Origin of the sequence: Lutibacter sp. A64, from assembly GCF_022429565.1 — a bacterium.
GTDB lineage: Bacteria > Bacteroidota > Bacteroidia > Flavobacteriales > Flavobacteriaceae > Lutibacter.
This window is the reverse complement of record NZ_CP092487.1, coordinates 2,695,509-2,713,530: the sequence shown is the minus strand read 5'-3', so window position 1 is coordinate 2,713,530 and position 18,022 is coordinate 2,695,509. Positions and strand designations below refer to the sequence as shown.

Annotated in this window: 15 protein-coding genes and 1 tRNA gene; 10 read left to right on the top strand and 6 right to left on the bottom strand. The window is 30.4% G+C overall.

The genetic code is table 11. The features are described 5' to 3' along the window. Positions 1–189 precede the first annotated feature (189 nt). Both folB and MKD41_RS11040 read left to right on the top strand, forming a co-directional pair. Positions 190–549, top strand: a complete 360-nt coding sequence (gene folB / locus MKD41_RS11045) for a dihydroneopterin aldolase (RefSeq protein WP_240242351.1) — start codon at positions 190–192, stop codon at positions 547–549. A gap of 285 nt (positions 550–834) precedes the next feature. After that, positions 835–905: transfer RNA gene (locus MKD41_RS11040), tRNA-Cys, on the top strand. Between the two features lie 58 nt (positions 906–963). On the opposite strand, the gene MKD41_RS11035 is transcribed toward MKD41_RS11040, so the two are convergent. Next, complete coding sequence (locus tag MKD41_RS11035) at positions 964–1,572, bottom strand: superoxide dismutase (RefSeq protein ID WP_240242350.1); 609 nt, start codon at positions 1,570–1,572, stop codon at positions 964–966. A 159-nt stretch (positions 1,573–1,731) separates the two neighbouring features. Further along, complete coding sequence (gene fbp / locus MKD41_RS11030) at positions 1,732–2,754, bottom strand: class 1 fructose-bisphosphatase (protein WP_240242349.1); 1,023 nt, start codon at positions 2,752–2,754, stop codon at positions 1,732–1,734. Between the two features lie 124 nt (positions 2,755–2,878). Here fbp and MKD41_RS11025 point away from each other — a divergent pair, with 124 nt between their 5' ends. From MKD41_RS11025 to MKD41_RS11015, 3 genes are read left to right on the top strand one after another with little or no spacing between them, the layout of a single operon-like run. Continuing rightward, positions 2,879–3,355: a GNAT family N-acetyltransferase gene (locus MKD41_RS11025; protein ID WP_240242348.1), complete on the top strand. Its 477-nt coding sequence runs from the start codon at positions 2,879–2,881 to the stop codon at positions 3,353–3,355. Between the two features lies 1 nt (position 3,356). Then, complete coding sequence (locus MKD41_RS11020; RefSeq protein ID WP_240242347.1) at positions 3,357–4,604, top strand: aspartate kinase; 1,248 nt, start codon at positions 3,357–3,359, stop codon at positions 4,602–4,604. 38 nt (positions 4,605–4,642) lie between these two features. Continuing rightward, entirely contained in the window at positions 4,643–6,472 is a 1,830-nt protein-coding gene (locus MKD41_RS11015; RefSeq protein WP_240242346.1) for a GNAT family N-acyltransferase, read from the top strand. A gap of 114 nt (positions 6,473–6,586) precedes the next feature. Here the strand turns inward: MKD41_RS11015 and amaB are convergent, their stop codons facing one another. The 3 genes from amaB to MKD41_RS11000 form a co-directional block, all read right to left on the bottom strand. After that, positions 6,587–8,140, bottom strand: a complete 1,554-nt coding sequence (amaB, locus tag MKD41_RS11010; protein ID WP_240242345.1) for an L-piperidine-6-carboxylate dehydrogenase — start codon at positions 8,138–8,140, stop codon at positions 6,587–6,589. 130 nt (positions 8,141–8,270) lie between these two features. After that, complete coding sequence (locus MKD41_RS11005; protein ID WP_240242344.1) at positions 8,271–9,485, bottom strand: outer membrane beta-barrel protein; 1,215 nt, start codon at positions 9,483–9,485, stop codon at positions 8,271–8,273. A gap of 14 nt (positions 9,486–9,499) precedes the next feature. Beyond that, positions 9,500–10,036: an RNA polymerase sigma factor gene (locus MKD41_RS11000; RefSeq protein ID WP_240242343.1), complete on the bottom strand. Its 537-nt coding sequence runs from the start codon at positions 10,034–10,036 to the stop codon at positions 9,500–9,502. 88 nt (positions 10,037–10,124) lie between these two features. Between MKD41_RS11000 and MKD41_RS10995 the strand changes: the two genes are divergently transcribed. Beyond that, the gene (locus MKD41_RS10995; RefSeq protein WP_240242342.1) at positions 10,125–11,102 is read left to right on the top strand and encodes a LuxE/PaaK family acyltransferase; all 978 of its coding nucleotides are present in this window, start codon (positions 10,125–10,127) and stop codon (positions 11,100–11,102) included. A gap of 223 nt (positions 11,103–11,325) precedes the next feature. Here the strand turns inward: MKD41_RS10995 and MKD41_RS10990 are convergent, their stop codons facing one another. Then, on the bottom strand, positions 11,326–12,504 hold the full coding sequence (locus MKD41_RS10990; RefSeq protein WP_240242341.1) for an acyl-CoA dehydrogenase family protein: 1,179 nt from the start codon (positions 12,502–12,504) through the stop codon (positions 11,326–11,328). Positions 12,505–12,656: 152 nt separating this feature from the next. Between MKD41_RS10990 and rnpA the strand changes: the two genes are divergently transcribed. The 4 genes from rnpA (at position 12,657) to purD (ending at position 17,894) form a co-directional block, all read left to right on the top strand. Beyond that, positions 12,657–13,067, top strand: coding sequence for a ribonuclease P protein component (gene rnpA, locus MKD41_RS10985; RefSeq protein ID WP_240242340.1), 411 nt, complete (start codon positions 12,657–12,659; stop codon positions 13,065–13,067). A 72-nt stretch (positions 13,068–13,139) separates the two neighbouring features. After that, positions 13,140–14,777: a S41 family peptidase gene (locus tag MKD41_RS10980; RefSeq protein WP_240242339.1), complete on the top strand. Its 1,638-nt coding sequence runs from the start codon at positions 13,140–13,142 to the stop codon at positions 14,775–14,777. Between the two features lie 121 nt (positions 14,778–14,898). Then, complete coding sequence (locus MKD41_RS10975) at positions 14,899–16,587, top strand: DUF6909 family protein (RefSeq protein ID WP_240242338.1); 1,689 nt, start codon at positions 14,899–14,901, stop codon at positions 16,585–16,587. Positions 16,588–16,622: 35 nt separating this feature from the next. Beyond that, entirely contained in the window at positions 16,623–17,894 is a 1,272-nt protein-coding gene (purD, locus tag MKD41_RS10970) for a phosphoribosylamine--glycine ligase (protein ID WP_240242337.1), read from the top strand. Positions 17,895–18,022: the final 128 nt, after the last annotated feature.

Genomic DNA, 18,022 nt, shown 5'->3' with positions numbered 1-18,022 from the left:
TCGCTTTTTTTGTTGTAAAAAACAACAAAAAAGAGCTCAAACATGTCGTTCAATCCCTAACGTAGTTTTTGTTTTATAACTGAAATACAGTTATTTATCAAAATTTGAATTCATAAATTATAATTTAGTACTCGTAATTCGTAATTCTAAATTCATAATTCTAAATTTGTAATTCATAATTCAATAGAGATGGGAGTTATAAAAGTAAAAAATATTCGAGTATATGCCTACCACGGTTGTTTGGTTGAAGAAGGTAAAATAGGTTCAGATTATAGAGTAGATTTAACTGTAAAAGCAAATTTATCTAAATCGGCTATTACAGATAATTTAGCAGATACAGTAGATTATGTACATTTAAATAAAATTGTAAAGCAAGAAATGGCAATTAGGTCTAAGCTTTTAGAACAAGTAGCCAAACGTATTTTAGATCGTATTTTGGCTGAAATTGATATTGTAAAATCTGTTAAGGTTGAGGTTTCTAAATTAAATCCGCCAATTGGTGGTAATGTTGCAATGGTTACTATTGAAATGAGTAAACGAAGAAAGTAGCTTATCTCTAAAATCCATAATTATTTGTTTAATCGTTTGGTTGTTGATTTGTATATAAGTAATCGTCATGCTGAATTTATTTTAGCATCTCAGCATTATTATTTATAATTCAATTGTCATTTCTAGTTTCACAATGTAAAACCTGATATTGATAAAATGTTGGATTTTAAATCTGTAGTAGTTTATTTTAAAGTACTTTAAAAAGCTCGAATAAGGCAGTTGTAGAATAATTGTTAAAAAAAGTTGCTAACTTATTAAAATTGCTTAAATTTGCAATCCAATTAAGGCGTCGTGGCCGAGTGGCTAGGCTGGGCTCTGCAAAAGCTCCTACAGCGGTTCGAATCCGCTCGTCGCCTCACTAAACAAAAAACTCGCCAATTTGGCGAGTTTTTTTATGCTTTTTTATTAAAAATCTTATTTATTTTCAGCATATAATTTTTCAACATGATTCCAGTTAATTACGTTAAAAAACGCATTAATATAATCTGGTCTTCTGTTTTGGTAATTTAAATAGTAAGCGTGTTCCCAAACATCTAAAGCTAAAATCGGAAAACCTCCACAGCTAACACCAGGCATTAATGGGTTGTCTTGATTTGGTGTTGAACAAATTTCAACTTTTCCTCCTTTATGAACGCATAACCAAGCCCATCCAGATCCAAAACGAGTTGCTGCAGCTTTAGCAAAAGCATCTTTAAAAGCATCTACAGAACCAAATTCAGCAATAATAGCATCTTTTAATTCTCCAGATAAATATCCTTTTCCTTCAGGATTCATTACATCCCAAAATAAACTGTGATTGTAAAAACCTCCACCGTTATTTCTAACAGCAGCATTATTCATATCTAATCCTTCTAAAATAGTTTCAATAGATTTTCCTTCTAGGTCTGTTCCAGCAATTGCGTTATTTAAGTTGTTTGTGTAACCTTGATGGTGTTTTGTATGGTGAATTTCCATAGTTTTTGCATCAATATGTGGTTCTAACGCATCATAAGCGTATGGTAATTTTGGTAATTCAAATGACATAGTTGTATATTTTTTTTAGTTAAACTTAAAATTATTTCTTTTTCTGCCTTTTTTCAAAGGTAATGAACCATTTTCACTTTAAAAAATCTTAAAAATCAAATGTTCTTATAGTGGTATTAGCATTTGTTATATTTGATGAAATTATTAATTTTTATTTTTTTAATAATTAGCATCGTTTGGGTATTTTGCCATAAACTCTTCAGCTTTTTCTACCATTTTTTTACTTCCGCAGAAAAATGGAACGCGTTGGTGTAATTCTGTTGGTTTAATATCCATAATTCTTCTGTACCCATCGGTTGCTTTACCATTTGCTTGTTCAGCTAAAAAAGCCATAGGGTTGCATTCGTATAACAAGCGTAATTTTCCTTTTGGACCAATAGCACTAGTTGGATACATATAAATTCCACCTTTTATCATATTTCTATGAAAATCAGAAACTAAAGAGCCGATATAACGAGAAGTATATGGTCGGTTATCTTTTTCTTCTTGACAATATTTTAAATAATCTTTTACACCTTGTGGAAAATGAACATAATTTCCTTCGTTTATGGAGTAAATTTTACCTTCTTCTGGAAATTTAAAATTAGGATGAGATAAATAAAATGAACCAATTGCAGGATTTAACGTAAATCCATTTACACCATGTCCAGATGTATAAACTAACATTGTTGAAGTTCCATAAACTACATATCCTGCGGCTACTTGTAGGTTTCCTGGTTGTAAAAAGTCTTCTATTTTAACCGGAGTTCCAATAGGTGTTACACGTTTATAAATAGAAAAAATGGTGCCGACAGAAACATTTACGTCTATGTTAGATGAGCCGTCTAATGGATCAATTAAAACCACATATTTATTTTCGTTTGTGCCTTGTTTTCCTCTAATGGTAACAAAATCTTCTTCTTCTTCACTAGCAATTCCACAAACAATTTCTCGGTTTATTAAGGTTTCCATAAATACTTTATTAGCATAAACATCTAATTTTTGTTGATCTTCACCTTGAATATTTGTTTCACCAGCATTGCCCATAATGTCAACTAAGCCTGCTTTATTTACTTTATGATTTACAATTTTAGCGGCTAATTTCATTGAACTTAAAAGTCTAGAAAATTCTCCAGAAGTGGATTTATAATGTTTTTGATTTTCAATAATAAATTCACCTAGTGTTAAGTTCTTGGTTTCCATAGTTGTTTTTTGAAGTTTAGTATTACAAATATCGAAAAATTAAATTTGAAAAAGGCCTCAATTTGTAAGATAGTTTGAATAAAGATTTTTTATTTTAGCCGTAATTTTACAAACTAAATATAAAATGTGTTTTACAATTAGAGAAGCGAAAATTGAAGATGCACCTTCAATATTAAATTTAATACAAGAGTTAGCTGTTTTTGAAAATGAAGCAGATGCCGTTGAAGTTACGATAAGTGATTTAGAAAAAGATGGTTTTGGAGCTAATCCGTTATTTAAAGTATTTGTAGCAGAAACTGCTGAAGCAATTGTTGGAATTGCATTATTTTATCATCGTTATTCTACTTGGAAAGGACCAACAATTCACTTAGAAGATTTGCTTGTTACAGAGCAAAAAAGAGGTCAAAAAATAGGAAGTGCTTTGTATAAAAAAGTAATTGAATATGGCTATAATAGAGGTGTAAAACGAATTGAGTGGAATGTGCTAGATTGGAATGAACCCGCAGTTAAATTTTACGAAAGTACAGGTGCAAAAGTATTAAGAGATTGGGATTCAGTTCAAATAGATAGAGCTTCTATGAAAAAATATTTAAACGTTTAGAGTGAAGATCTTTAAGTTTGGAGGCGCATCTGTTAAAGATGCAGATACTATAAAAAATGTAGTTAAAGTTTTAAAAAACGAAGGCTTTAAAAATACGCTTATTGTTATTTCTGCAATGGGTAAAATGACCAATGCGTTTGAAAAAATAGTAGATGCATATTATAATAATTCTGAAGATTTAGCAACAAACATAAATAGTGTTAGAAATTTTCATATAACTATAATTGAAAATTTATTTGAAGATAAAAAACAGCCTATTTTATTTGAACTTGAATTATTATTCGGACAATTAAGTGGGTTTTTAGCCATTAATAAATCTGCCAATTATAATTATATCTACGATCAAGTTGTAGGTTATGGAGAATTGCTTTCAACAAAAATTATAAGTAGTTATTTAAATACTATTGGTATTTTAACAAAATGGATTGATGTTAGAGATTTTATTAAAACAGACGTGTCTTATAGAAATGCAACTGTTAATTGGCAAGAAACCAAGGTTAATATACAAATATTAGACTCTCAAAACTTATACATTACTCAAGGTTTTTTAGGGGCAGATTCAAAAGGGAAAACTACAACTTTAGGAAGAGAGGGCTCTGATTATACTGCAGCAATTTTTGCACATTGCTTAGGGGCAGAAAGTGTAACTATATGGAAAGATGTTGATGGAGTTTTAAATGCAGATCCTAGATATTTTAAAGAAACCGTTTTATTAAATCAAATTTCTTATAATGAAGCAATTGAAATGGCTTTTTATGGGGCTTCTGTAATACATCCAAAAACACTAAAACCGTTAGAAAATAAAAATATTCCTTTATATGTGCGTTCATTTTATAATTTAAAAAATAAAGGAACTACAGTTGGTAAAGTGCCTAACTTATTGCCCGAAACACCTTGTTTTATTTTAAAAAATAAACAAATTTTAGTTTCTATTACAGCGTTAGATTTTTCTTTTATGGTAGAACATAATTTAAGTGATATTTTTAAAATTTTACATAATTATAAATTAAAAGTAAACCTTATTCAAAATTCTGCATTAAGTTTTTCGGTTTGTTTAGAAGATAAATTCAATAATTTTGAAGCATTTTTATCACAAATAGTATCTAAATATAATGTTACTTTTGTAAGTAATGTTGCACTTTACACTATTAGACATGCCAATCAAAAAGCCATTGATTTGGTAGAAAAAAAAGGAACGGTATTATTAAAACAATCTACAAAAGGTACTGTGCAACTTATAATGCAATAATTTTATGTATTTTTGTAGTTATCTTTAATTATAATTAGATGAGTTTAGTAACGCCAAAAGAGGTTTCAAAAGTAATAAATCTAGATAAATATGGATTTATAGGTACGTTTTTTGGATGGGTATTAATGAAGTTTCTTCGAATTTCTACCATAAATAAAATATACAATAAGCATAAGCATTTAAAAGATTTAGAGTTTTTTACAGCCCTTTTAGATGACCTTCAAATAAAATTTGAAATTCCTGAAGAAGACTTAAAAAGAATTCCAAAAGATGGAGCATTTATTACGGTTTCTAATCATCCTTTAGGGGGTATAGATGGTATTTTGTTATTAAAATTATTGACTGAAAAGCGGCCAGATTATAAAATAATTGCAAATTTTTTACTGCATAGAATTGAGCCTATGAAGCCTTTTATAATGCCTGTAAACCCTTTTGAAGATAGAAAAGATGTAAAATCTAGTATTGCAGGTATTAAAAGAGCACTTACACATATTAAAGAAGGGAATCCTTTGGGGATATTTCCGGCAGGTGAGGTTTCTACTTATAAAGAAGGTAAATTAATTGTTGATAAACCTTGGGAAGAAGGAGCAATTAAACTAATAAAAAAAGCACAAGTTCCTATAATTCCTATATATTTTCATGCTAAAAATAGTAGGTTGTTTTATTTTTTATCTAAGTTAAATCCAACACTTAGAACAGCTAAATTGCCTTCGGAATTATTGTCGCAAAAAGAACGTGTTATTAAAGTTAGAATTGGAAAGGCAATACCAGTTAAAGATCAAGAAACGTATAAAAATACACAAGATTTCTGTCAGTTTATTAGAAGAAAAACATATATGTTAGCAAACCCTTTTGAAAAGGTTTCTAAAACTATAAATGCATCATCATTAAAAAAAACAAGACAGCCAAAAGCTATTGTTTGCCAAAAAAATAATGATAAAATTATTGAAGAAGTTAACACTCTTCGTTCATCTAATGGAAGGTTGTTAAAAAGTAAAAATTACGAAGTGTTTTTTGCTCCTAGTAATAAAATTCCAAACCTAAAATTTGAGATTGGACGTTTGCGTGAAATAACTTTTAGAGAAGTTGGAGAAGGTACAAATGAGTCTATAGATTTAGATAAGTTCGATGGGTTTTATCATCATTTGTTTTTATGGGATGATGCCGAAAAAAAATTGGTTGGAGCTTATAGGATGGGCTTAGGAAAAGGTATTTATAAAAAATATGGAATAGAAGGATTTTATGTACATACACTGTTTAAGTTTGAGCCCGAATTGTACACTATGATGGAGAATTCTATAGAAATGGGGAGAGCTTTTATAATTAAAGAATACCAACAAAAACCAATGCCATTGTTTCTACTTTGGAAAGGAATTGTGCACGTAACTTTACGCTACCCAGAATATAAATATTTAATTGGTGGTGTTAGTATTAGCAATCAATTCTCTAATTTTTCAAAATCGTTGATGATAGAGTTTATGAAATCTCATTATTACGACCCGTATATTGCGCAATACATTCATCCAAAAAAAGAATATAAGGTAAAGTTAAAAGATGCTGATAAAGATTTTGTTTTTGATGCAACGCAATCAGATATGAATAAATTTGATAAAGTTATTGATGAAATTGAGCCTGGAGCGCTTAGAATGCCAGTTTTAATTAAAAAATACGTAAAACAAAATGCGCGTTTAGTTGCTTTTAATGTTGATCCAAAATTTAACAATGCTGTAGATGGATTAATGTATATTAGAGTTGCAGACATACCTGAAAGTACCGTAAAACCAGTAATGGAAGAATTTCAGGCTGAGTTAGAAAGTCGCTTAGAAAATGAGAGTGCCGAACCTACTATTAGTGTAGAAAAAATATAAAACCCGTCATACTAAATTGAACACTGTGCTGAATTGAAGTGCTGCTTTAGAATGACGGATTATAAGGTTTTGAATTTTAACATTTCCCCAAACCGAGAACTAACAACTAAATTGTTACAAATCAAATTTTATCCCTTGTGCAAGCGGTAATTCTGTTGTGTAATTTATGGTATTTGTTTGTCTTCGCATATAAATTTTCCAAGCATCAGACCCAGATTCTCTTCCACCACCTGTTTCTTTTTCACCACCAAAAGCACCTCCAATTTCGGCGCCAGAAGTTCCAATATTTACATTTGCAATTCCACAATCGGATCCTGCTTGCGATAAAAACAATTCAGCTTCACGCAAATTATTTGTCATTATAGCAGATGAAAGTCCTTGGTTAACACCATTCTGAATTTCAAGAGCGTTGTTAACATCACCAGAATATTTTAATAAATATAAAATAGGTGCAAACGTTTCGTGTTGTACAATTTTAAAATGATTTTCTGCTTCTGCAATGGCTGGTTTTACATAACAACCAGATTCAAAACCTTTGCCAGTCAAAACGCCACCTTCTACTATTAATTTTCCTCCTTCATCAACAACTTTTGTTAAAGCATTTTTATACATCTCAACAGCATCTTTATCAATTAAAGGACCTACATGATTGTTTTCATCTAAAGGATTTCCAATGCGTAATTGATTGTACGCAGCTATTAAAGCGTCTTTCACTTTATTGTACATAGACTCGTGTATTATTAATCTACGTGTAGAGGTGCAACGTTGTCCAGCAGTACCAACAGCGCCAAAAACAGCACCAATAACAGTCATTTTTAAATCGGCATCAGATGTTACAATTATGGCATTATTTCCGCCTAATTCTAATAACGATTTTCCTAAGCGTTCACCAACTGTTTTACCTACTATTTTTCCCATTCTAGTTGAGCCTGTTGCTGAAATTAGTGGAACTCTTTTATCGGTTGTCATAAATTCACCAACAACATAATTTCCATTAATAATTGTTGAAATTCCTTCAGGTAAATTGTTTTCCTTTAAAACTTCGGCAATAATATGTTGGCAGGCAATACTGCATAAAGGTGTTTTTTCTGAAGCTTTCCAAATACAAACATCTCCAGAAATCCAAGCTAAAGCTGTATTCCAAGCCCAAACAGCTACTGGGAAATTAAATGCTGAAATAATTCCAACAATTCCTAGTGGATGGTATTGTTCGTACATTCTATGTCCAGGGCGTTCAGAGTGCATGGTAAGTCCGTGTAATTGTCTTGATAAACCTACGGCAAAATCGCAGATGTCAATCATTTCTTGTACTTCACCCAAGCCCTCTTGTAGCGATTTACCCATTTCATAAGAAACAAGCTCGCCTAAAGGTTGTTTTAGTTCTCTTAATTTATCACCAAATTGCCTTACTATTTCTCCACGTTGAGGAGCTGGTTTTAGCCTCCAACTTTTAAATGCTTTTTGAGCAGTTTCAACAACTTGTTCGTAATCTTGTTTAGTAGTGGTAGTTACTTTTCCAATTAATGCGCCGTCAACCGGAGAAAACGATTCAATTATTTCACCATTTCCAAATGATATGGAACCTGTTGAAGTTCCGTTATTTAGTTCTTTAACACCTAAACTTTTTAGTGCTTTTTGTATTGTGTTATTTATAGTTTTAGCTTTCATAGTGAATAGGTTTTAAATGTTGCTTCTAACAAAGCTACGAATATTAAATGGTATTAAAAGAAAAGCCATTTCAAAATTTGAAACGGCTTTCTTCATTCAATATTTGGTAACCAACCAAATAATAAACCAACTAAAACTTATAATTTAATCCTGTATAAATTCCTAGGTAATATGGCTGTATACTACCAGAATTTTTTGAAAAGGTATTTGTTTGCATTTTAAACATTGGAGAAATATTAATGTATAAATTTTCTCGTATAGAGTAATCTATATCTAGTCCAAGGTTTCCACTAAAGTTTATGTCTCTTAAATTGTTTGAAGAACCTAAACTTTGATTAATAGAATTTGTTTCTACAAAAACTTCGTCTTTATTTAATAAAAGTGTACTAAAACCACCTACTAAATTTACTCCTAATTTACCATCTGTAACACTGTATTTTAATTCAACAGGTATTTCAACATAACCAAAAACTTGGTTTAGACTTCCTTTATTTGGATCAACAGCATTAAGTTCTCTTAATTTTGAAGTCGCAAATTTTTCTGGTTTTCCTAAACTTATCGGATTTGTAGAAATATTTGAATATTCTACAACAGAAACACCAGGCGTTACATAAATATCATTGGTGGTATACCCTAAGTTGATAAGGTTTACACCAGATTGAATGCTAAATTTGTTATTTAATTTATAGGCAAATTTTACACCGTAAGAGTAAGATGAGTTTCCAGAAGCTGGATTATTTTTAAACTGACTATCTATACCTGATCCATCTCCAAATGAGCTTATATAAATTGGCGCAAAAATAGTTGCAATGGTTATTCTTCCACTTGACATTAGAGAAGGTTTAGCCATTTTTGTTTCATTGTTATCTGGTAATGGTAAACTAAGTGCATCTGTTAAAATAGAATTATTTTCTTTTAAGCCAGTATTTTTACTATTAGAATTTTCATCATTACCGTTTATAGCGGTTATTTTAGTGCTACTTTTAGTATTAATAAGTTCATTTACTTTAGGTTGTGCTAAGTTTTTTTTAGTAACAATATTATTGTTTGAAGTTGTTGTTAGTGTACTATCACCTTTATCTGTGGCTATACTTTCAGGGTTAGATTCATTTAAGAAGTTGTTTGAGAAATTGTTGTTTGGTATAAAATAAATTGTTCCAAGACTAAAGAACAATAAAAGTAGTGCAGCTACGCTAGAAAATTTAAGCCATAAAGGAAATTGCTTCTTTTTAGAAACCGGGGCTAATTTCTTTTGAATTGAATTCCAAGATTGACTTGGAGGTGAGACCTCTAAATCCTTTAGCTTTTCTTGAAAAATCCTATCTATATTCTTATAATCTCTCACTTTAACCTTTTATCTTAAACAGACTGTTGACTTTCTTGATGTCTCTCTATTTTTTGTTTTAAAATACCTCTCGCTCTAGCTAAATTAGATTTAGATGTGCCTTCAGCAATTTTTAACATTTTTGCAATCTCTTTATGAGAATGACCATCTAATACATAAAGGTTGAATACCATTCTGTATCTTTCTGGCAACTCTTGAATGAGATTTAACAAATAATCCAAAGAAATTTCATCATCGTCGATGTCAACAACTACCTCATCAGGAATTTCTTCGGTAACAATACTTAACACGGTTTTTTTTCTGTATTTTAATAAAATCGTGTTAATCATAACGCGCTTAATCCAGCCTTCAAATGATCCTTTAAAACTAAACTGCCCAATTTTATCAAAAATGGCTACAAAGCCGTCTTGAAAATTGTCTTGAGCCTCTTGTTTATTTTTAGAGTATTTAAGACAAATAGAGAACAATTTACCTGCAAAAAGCTGGTAAATCTCTTTTTGTGCCTTTCGATCATTATTTGCACATTTTTTTATGAGCTTTTCTAAACCCAAATACAAGCGTTTTAATTGTTAATAAGATGCCTAAAAAGATAATAGGTTGCGTAAATTTACATTACTTTTGTGGAGTTTCCCAATTTTTATGAAAAGAAATACACTGTTTAAGTTACATAATACAAACAATTTTAATGAAATAGCTTTGGATATTTTCAGGTTTCAAGCTATTAATAATATTGTATATAAAACCTTTTTAAAACATTTAAAGGTTGATATAGATTCCATTCAAAAAATTGAAGATATTCCTTTTTTGCCTATTCAATTTTTTAAAACACATAAAATTGTTGCTTCTAATGAAGCTGTTGAACAAATTTTTTTAAGTAGTGGTACTACAGGTATGCAGCAAAGTAAGCACTATGTTACCGATATCTCTATTTATGAAGAAAGTTTTACCAAAACCTTTCAATATTTTTATGGAGCTATAGAAAATTATACGGTTTTAGCCTTATTGCCTTCTTATCTAGAGCGTACAGGCTCATCGTTAATTTATATGGCCGATAATTTTATTAAAAAATCTAAAAACCCAAAAAGTGGTTTTTATTTAAATAATTTAGATGAGTTGGCTGAAAATTTACAAGAATTAGATAAAAAAGGTGAAAAAGTGCTTTTAATTGGAGTTTCTTTTGCCTTGTTAGATTTGCTTGATACGTATAAATTCAACCTAAATAATACCATTATTATGGAAACAGGAGGAATGAAAGGAAAACGAAAAGAACTTATTAGAGAAGAGTTGCATAGTATTTTATGTGATGGTTTTGGCGTTTCTAAAATTCATTCAGAATATGGTATGACTGAATTACTAAGTCAAGGATATTCTAAAGGAGATGGAATTTTTGAGTGCCCACCGTGGATGAAAATTTTAACTAGAGATACCGAAGATGCTTTAACTATTTTGCCAGAAGGAAAATCGGGAGGCATTAACATAATAGATTTAGCGAATTTAAATTCGTGTTCGTTTATTGCAACGCAAGATTTAGGGAAAACCTATAAAAATGACACTTTTGAAGTATTAGGTCGTTTTGATAATTCTGATATTAGAGGTTGCAATTTGTTAGTGTTGTAAATTAAGAGGTTTGGGGAGTGAAATTGATGGTGAAAAACACCAACAATGGCTGGAAACTTATTGGTGTTGTAAAACACATTGTCATTCCTACGAAGGAGGAATCCATTTCACACAATATAAAAATCTAACAAGTTTCTAAAACCTGTTAGGTTTAACTTTATAGGTTTTGTTATTAAAACAAAGTACTTTTTTATACAGAGTAGGTATTACAAATCGGTTGGTTTTACTTAAAAGCCGATAAGCCTGTAATATCTAATCCAGTTATTAATAAATGAATGTCATGTGTACCTTCATATGTAATTACACTTTCTAAATTCATCATGTGTCGCATTATAGAAAATTCACCAGAAATACCCATTGCACCTAAAACCTGACGCGCTTCTCTAGCTATTTTTAAAGCCATAGCTACATTATTTCGCTTTGCCATTGATATTTGCGCAGAGGTTGCTTTATTTTCGTTTTTTAAAGTCCCCAAGCGCCAAGTTAACAATTGTGCTTTGGTGATTTCGGTAATCATTTCTGCCAGTTTTTTTTGTTGTAATTGTGTTGCTGCAATTGGTTTATTAAACTGGATACGTTCTTTAGCATAGCGTAAAGCAGTAGCGTAACAATCCATTGCGGCACCAATGGCGCCCCAAGCTATTCCGTAACGAGCAGAGTCTAAACAGCCAAGTGGAGCGCCCAAGCCATCTTTATTTGGTAAAATATTCTCTTTTGGAATTTTAACATTGTCAAAAATTAACTCACCAGTTGCCGAAGCTCTTAAACTCCATTTATTATGTGTTTCTGGAGTTGTAAATCCTTCCATGCCACGTTCAACAATTAATCCCTTTATACGACCTTCTTCATTTTTAGCCCAAACGACTGCAATGTCTGCAAACGGCGCATTTGAAATCCACATTTTTGCTCCATTCAATAAAAAATGGTCGCCCATATCTTTAATTTTAGTTTCCATACCACTCGGATTAGATCCGTGGTTGGGTTCCGTTAAACCAAAACAACCCATAAATTCTCCAGTAGCTAATTTTGGCAAGTATTTTTTACGTTGTGCTTCGTTTCCATATTTCCAAATTGGATACATAACTAAAGAAGATTGTACAGAAGCAGTTGACCGAACTCCAGAATCGCCACGTTCAATTTCTTGCATAATTAAGCCGTAACTTATTTGATCTAAACCTGCTCCGCCATATGTTGATGGAATATAAGGTCCAAAAGCGCCAATTTCGGCTAAACCACTAATAATTGATGTTGGAAACTTAGCTTTTTGAGCAGCTTCTTCAATAATTGGAGAAACCGAGCGTTTTACCCATGCTCTGGCTGTATCTCTAACTAATAAATGTTCTTCAGTTAATAAATCATCTAACTGATAGTAATCTGGAGCTTGAAATAAATCTTGAGACATGTGGTTAATATTTTGGTTTTACACAAATTTACTAATTAAAGTCTTTTCAATTTAATTTTTTAAAATCTTTTATTCCTTACATTTGTCGTATTAATAAAAGACTTAAACTAGTTAGCGTTTGTAGTTTATTAAAGTTATTTAAACTTTAAACAATGCGTTTAGTTATTTTAGTCACTGTATATATGCAATACACATTAGGAAAAAAAGAAAAATTAAAAAGTAAAAAATTAATAGAGCAATTATTTGCTGAAGGAAAACACGTAAAAGCATTTCCTTTTAGATTGATATATTTACCAATAAATCATGGAGGAGAATCTCTTATAAAGGCAGGGGTTACTGTGCCAAAAAGAAATGTAAAACTTGCTGTTAATAGAAATAGAATAAAAAGATTAATGCGCGAAGTTTATAGAAAAAATAAACATTCTTTTACTGAAAATTTAAGTGAACCATATATTTTTATGTTTATTTATATGGCAAAAGAAGCTCCAAATTATATTGATTTAGAGTCGTCACTAAAAAAATTAGCTGTAAGATTTCATACAAAAATTAAAGAAGATGATTAGCACATGTAAAAAAGTTTCGTTTTAACGAAACTGAGACTAGCATATGACCATTAAAAATATAAAAAAAGACATATGAAAACTAAAATTAAAAAATGGATGCTTGCTGTTTTTGTAACTATTTCAGTTGCAATTTCTGCAGGATTTCAATCAGATTTTTTTGAAATAGCAAAACAAATAGATATCTATACAAGCATGTTTAAAGAGTTAAATATGTATTATATAGATGAGGTAAATCCTGGAGAATTAACCAATAAGTCTATAAATTATATGCTTAGTAATTTAGACCCTTATACACGTTTTTACGACGAGCAAGGTGTAGAAGATGCCAGAATTAGAGCCACTGGAGAATATGGAGGTATTGGAGCAATTTCACAATTTAAAAATAAAACTGCGGTTATTCGAGAAATTTTAAAAAATTCTCCTGCGGAAAAAGCAGGCTTAAAAGTTGGTGATAAACTATTAAAAGTTGGCAATCTTGAGGTTAAAGATTTTGAAGAAATTGGTATTTCTAGTGTGTTAAACGGTTTGCCAAATACTAAAGTAACACTTAAAATTGAACGTCAGAATAAAGAATTAGACGTTGAAGTAACACGAAAAAAAATTACAGAAAAAGCAGTGCCTTATTATACAATGCTTGATGCGGAAGTTGGCTATATATCTTTTGTAAAGTTTAATCAAAAAGCTGCAAAAGAGGTAAAGGAAGCCTTTTTAGAACTAAAAGAAGAAGGCATGAAAAAGCTTGTTATCGACGTAAGAAGTAATCCTGGAGGTTTATTAAATGAAGCGGTATCAATTGTTAATTTTTTTATACCAAAAGACAAGATTGTAGTTACTACAAAAGCAAAAACTAAAAAAGAAAGTGCTACTTATAAAACCAAAAACGAACCTATAGATTTAGATATTCCGTTAACCATTTTAATTAATAATAGATCGGCATCGGCTTCAGAAATTTTAGCCGGAGCATTGCAAGATTATGATAGGGCAGTGGTACTTGGTGAACGCTCTTTTGGGAAAGGTTTAGTACAGCGTTACAAACCGCTTTCTTATGGAACCCAAATGAAATTAACCATCTCTAAATATTATACACCAAGCGGAAGATGTATTCAAGAGTTAGATTATACAAATAGAGATGAGAAAGGAAATGTTCCTAAGTTTTCTGATGCTGGAAGAGAAGCTTATACAACTGAAAATGGAAGAATTGTGTATGGTGGTGGAGGTATTTTACCTGATTTTGAAATTGAAAAACCAACAACTACTAAAACTACTGAAGTATTGTTAAAATCGGATGCGTTTTTTAATTATGCAACCACTTATTTTTATGATAATTCAACTATTTTAGAGCCTTCAAAATTTAATTTAAACGAAACAGATTTTAAGGATTTATTACAATATTTAAGTAAAAATCAATTAGATTTTGAAACTGAAACTGAAGCAGAGTTTAAAAAGGCACTTGAAAAAGCTACTTCAGAAAATTTAGGAAAAAATATTGAAAGAAAATATGAAGATTTGTTAGCAGCTATTCAGATTGAAAAACTAAACGAATTAGAAAAAAATAAAGAAGAAATTATAGATAAATTAACTGAAGAAATTGTAAAACGTTATTTTTATATTGAAGGTGTTTATCAACAAAAAGCTGTATTTGATTCAACAATTTTAAAAGCAACAACAATTTTAAATAACCAAGCAGAGTATAGTGGTTTATTGAAATAATTGAAAAATTAAAATATTAAATAATTCAAAGATTTAACCATTAAGCTAATATATAATTCAATTTTTTAATTTTTCAATAACTAATTACTAAATAGTATCTTTACATTTCAAAAAAAGAAGTATGACACAATCTAAAATTCAAGATAGAACTAGAGCGCAAGAGTCTTCTAATGCTATAGAACGCTTATATATTACTATGCGCCATTTATTTAGTAGAGGGTTTTATAAACCAATGGGTATTTCGGGTGATGCGTTAAGAGAATCTTTATTATTATTGCGTCCAGAAATTTATGGTTCTATTGCCGATGAAAAAGTTGAATTAAATGGATTAATTTACGTTATTGAGCGATTGCCAATAGGAATTGAAGAGTGTAGATTTGTTAATTTAACTTCAGATGAAGGTTATTCTAAATCACATTTTAAAGCTATTGTACCTCCAAAAAGAAGAAGAAATTGCTATAGAATAGATAAAGATCAAATGAATATTGAAGTTACCAGAGGAAGATCTGAAATCTATGATATTCTTACACATTTAACATTTCTATTTGTCGAATCTCATAAAATTGCAAATAAAGTTCTAATAGAAGACGGAACTAAAACAATACGAGAATGGAGTAAATTAGAAGATTTAGTACTTCATAATAGAAAAATATCGAGAGACGAACGCGACATTATGTTGGCGCATTTAGCAAGCATTTTAGGACGTACTTTTGAAGAAGCTTTAGACGTATATTTAGCTTTAAGTTTAGAAAATAATAAAGACCGATTTTTTCAAATTATTTATTGGTTAGGTAAATTGGCTATTAATGAAAAAGTACACAACTTAAAAAGAGAAATTAACTTTAGTCCGGTATTGAGAGAGCGTATTGGACATCATATTTTTGGTGAAATTTGGGCAACTAATATTAAACGTGTATTAGAAGAAAATAATTTGTTAAACAGACCAATTCATATTATAAGTGCAAATATGCATAGTGTTATGAATTCTATTTACGCGCCAATTGTATTGCCACAACAAATAAAAGATAAAAATTTAATTTCTTTATTTCAATTATTAAGTAAAGACGAAAACGAAGATTTACGTCACCAAGTAAAAGAGTTTGCAGGTGAAAACGGACTAATTTATATAAAAGATAATTCAGGAACCAATATTAATGTTCAGGTAATTGATACCGAAAAAATAGCAATTTCTAAAACACAATATAAGCTAGAAAATAGTTTAAGTGAAGAAGAAAAACCCGTAATTATTGTTATGGATTATGCTTTTGGTGAACAAGCTTATGAAACTATGGATGAACTTTTAAAACCTTATACAGATGAAGAGGGGAAAAAGTACCATTTAAACGTAGATTCTGTTTCAATAATGGGTAAAGCTGGTATTTTAGATGGAGGAAAAGGAGATATTATGATTCCTTCTTCGCATATTTTTGAAGGAACAGCAGATAATTATCCGTTTAAAAATCAACTTAAAAAAAATCAATTTGAAGGGTGCGGAGTAAATGTTTATACAGGAGCAATGGTTACTGTTTTAGGTACATCGCTTCAAAATAAAGATATTTTAAAATTCTTCCATAATTCAACTTGGAAAGTTACGGGTCTAGAAATGGAAGGTGCACATTATCAAAAAGCCATACAGGCAGCTTCAAAAATTAGGGGGAATATCTCTAAAAAAGTAAAAGTAAGATATGCTTATTATGCTTCAGATAATCCTTTAAAAACAGGAAGTACTTTAGCTTCTGGAGGTTTAGGAACGTCAGGTGTACTACCAACCTATGTTATTACTCAAAAAATATTAGAACAAATTTTTTAATTCAAAACTATAAATAGCTTAAAATAAATTTACAAATGAATGTATTAATACTTGGATCAGGAGGAAGAGAACACGCAATAGCTTGGAAAATTGCACAAAGTAACTTGTTAAATAAGTTATTTATTGCTCCTGGAAATGCTGGGACACAAGAAGTAGGTACTAATTTAAATATTAATCAAACCAATTTTAAAGAGGTAAAACAAGCTGTTTTAGAGCATCAAATTAAATTGGTTGTTGTTGGTCCAGAAGATCCTTTGGTTAAAGGAATTCACGATTTCTTTTTAAACGATGCTGCATTAAAAAATATACCTGTAATTGGACCTCAAAAATATGCTGCACAGTTAGAAGGTAGTAAAGAGTTTGCTAAAGAATTTATGTTTAGACATAACATTCCAACAGCAGCGTACAAAAGTTTTACTTCAGAAAATTTAGAAGAAGGTTACAAGTTTTTAGAAACATTAACCGCTCCGTATGTTTTAAAAGCTGATGGTTTGGCTGCTGGAAAAGGAGTATTAATTTTAAGTGATCTACAAGAAGCAAAAGACGAACTAACCGAAATGTTAGCCAATAAAAAGTTTGGTGAGGCAAGTAGTAAAGTTGTTATTGAAGAGTTTTTAACTGGAATAGAACTTAGCTGTTTTGTGCTAACCGATGGGAAAAGTTATGTTACTTTACCTAGCGCAAAAGATTACAAAAGAATTGGCGAAGGCGATAAAGGTTTAAATACTGGAGGAATGGGAGCTGTATCACCTGTGCCATTTTTAACAGATGCTATAATGGGAAAAATAGAAACTCAGGTTATTAAACCAACAATTGAAGGGTTTCAAAAAGACAATATTAGTTATGTAGGGTTTGTGTTTATTGGGTTAATTTTAGATAAAGGCGAAGTTAAAGTAATTGAGTACAATTGCCGTATGGGAGATCCAGAAACAGAAGTTGTAATACCACGCATTGAAAGTGATTTTCTAGAACTTTTAATTGCTACAGGAAATAAAGAGTTGCATACCAAAACTATAGAATTAAAAAAAGAAAGCGCTTGTACAGTTATGTTAGTTTCTGGTGGATATCCAGAAGCTTATGAAAAAGGAAAAGAAATAATAGGTTTAAATGCTATAGAAAATTCTATTCCGTTTCATGCAGGTACAACCATTAAAGATGGTAAGCTTGTAACAAATGGTGGTAGAGTAATTGCAATAACATCTTACGGTGCTAATTTTAACGAAGCGTTAAAGCAATCTTATAAAAATATAGATAAAGTATGTTTTGATGGAATAAATTTCAGAAAAGATATCGGTTTCGATTTGTAGTATAACGCATTATATAAGTGTAAAAAACCTAACAGATTTTAGAACCTGTTAGGTTTTTTATGTGCAAAACTTTTTCTTTTTTGATGAAATTGTATAAAGCTATAGTAAAATGTTTGTGCTAATAGTTT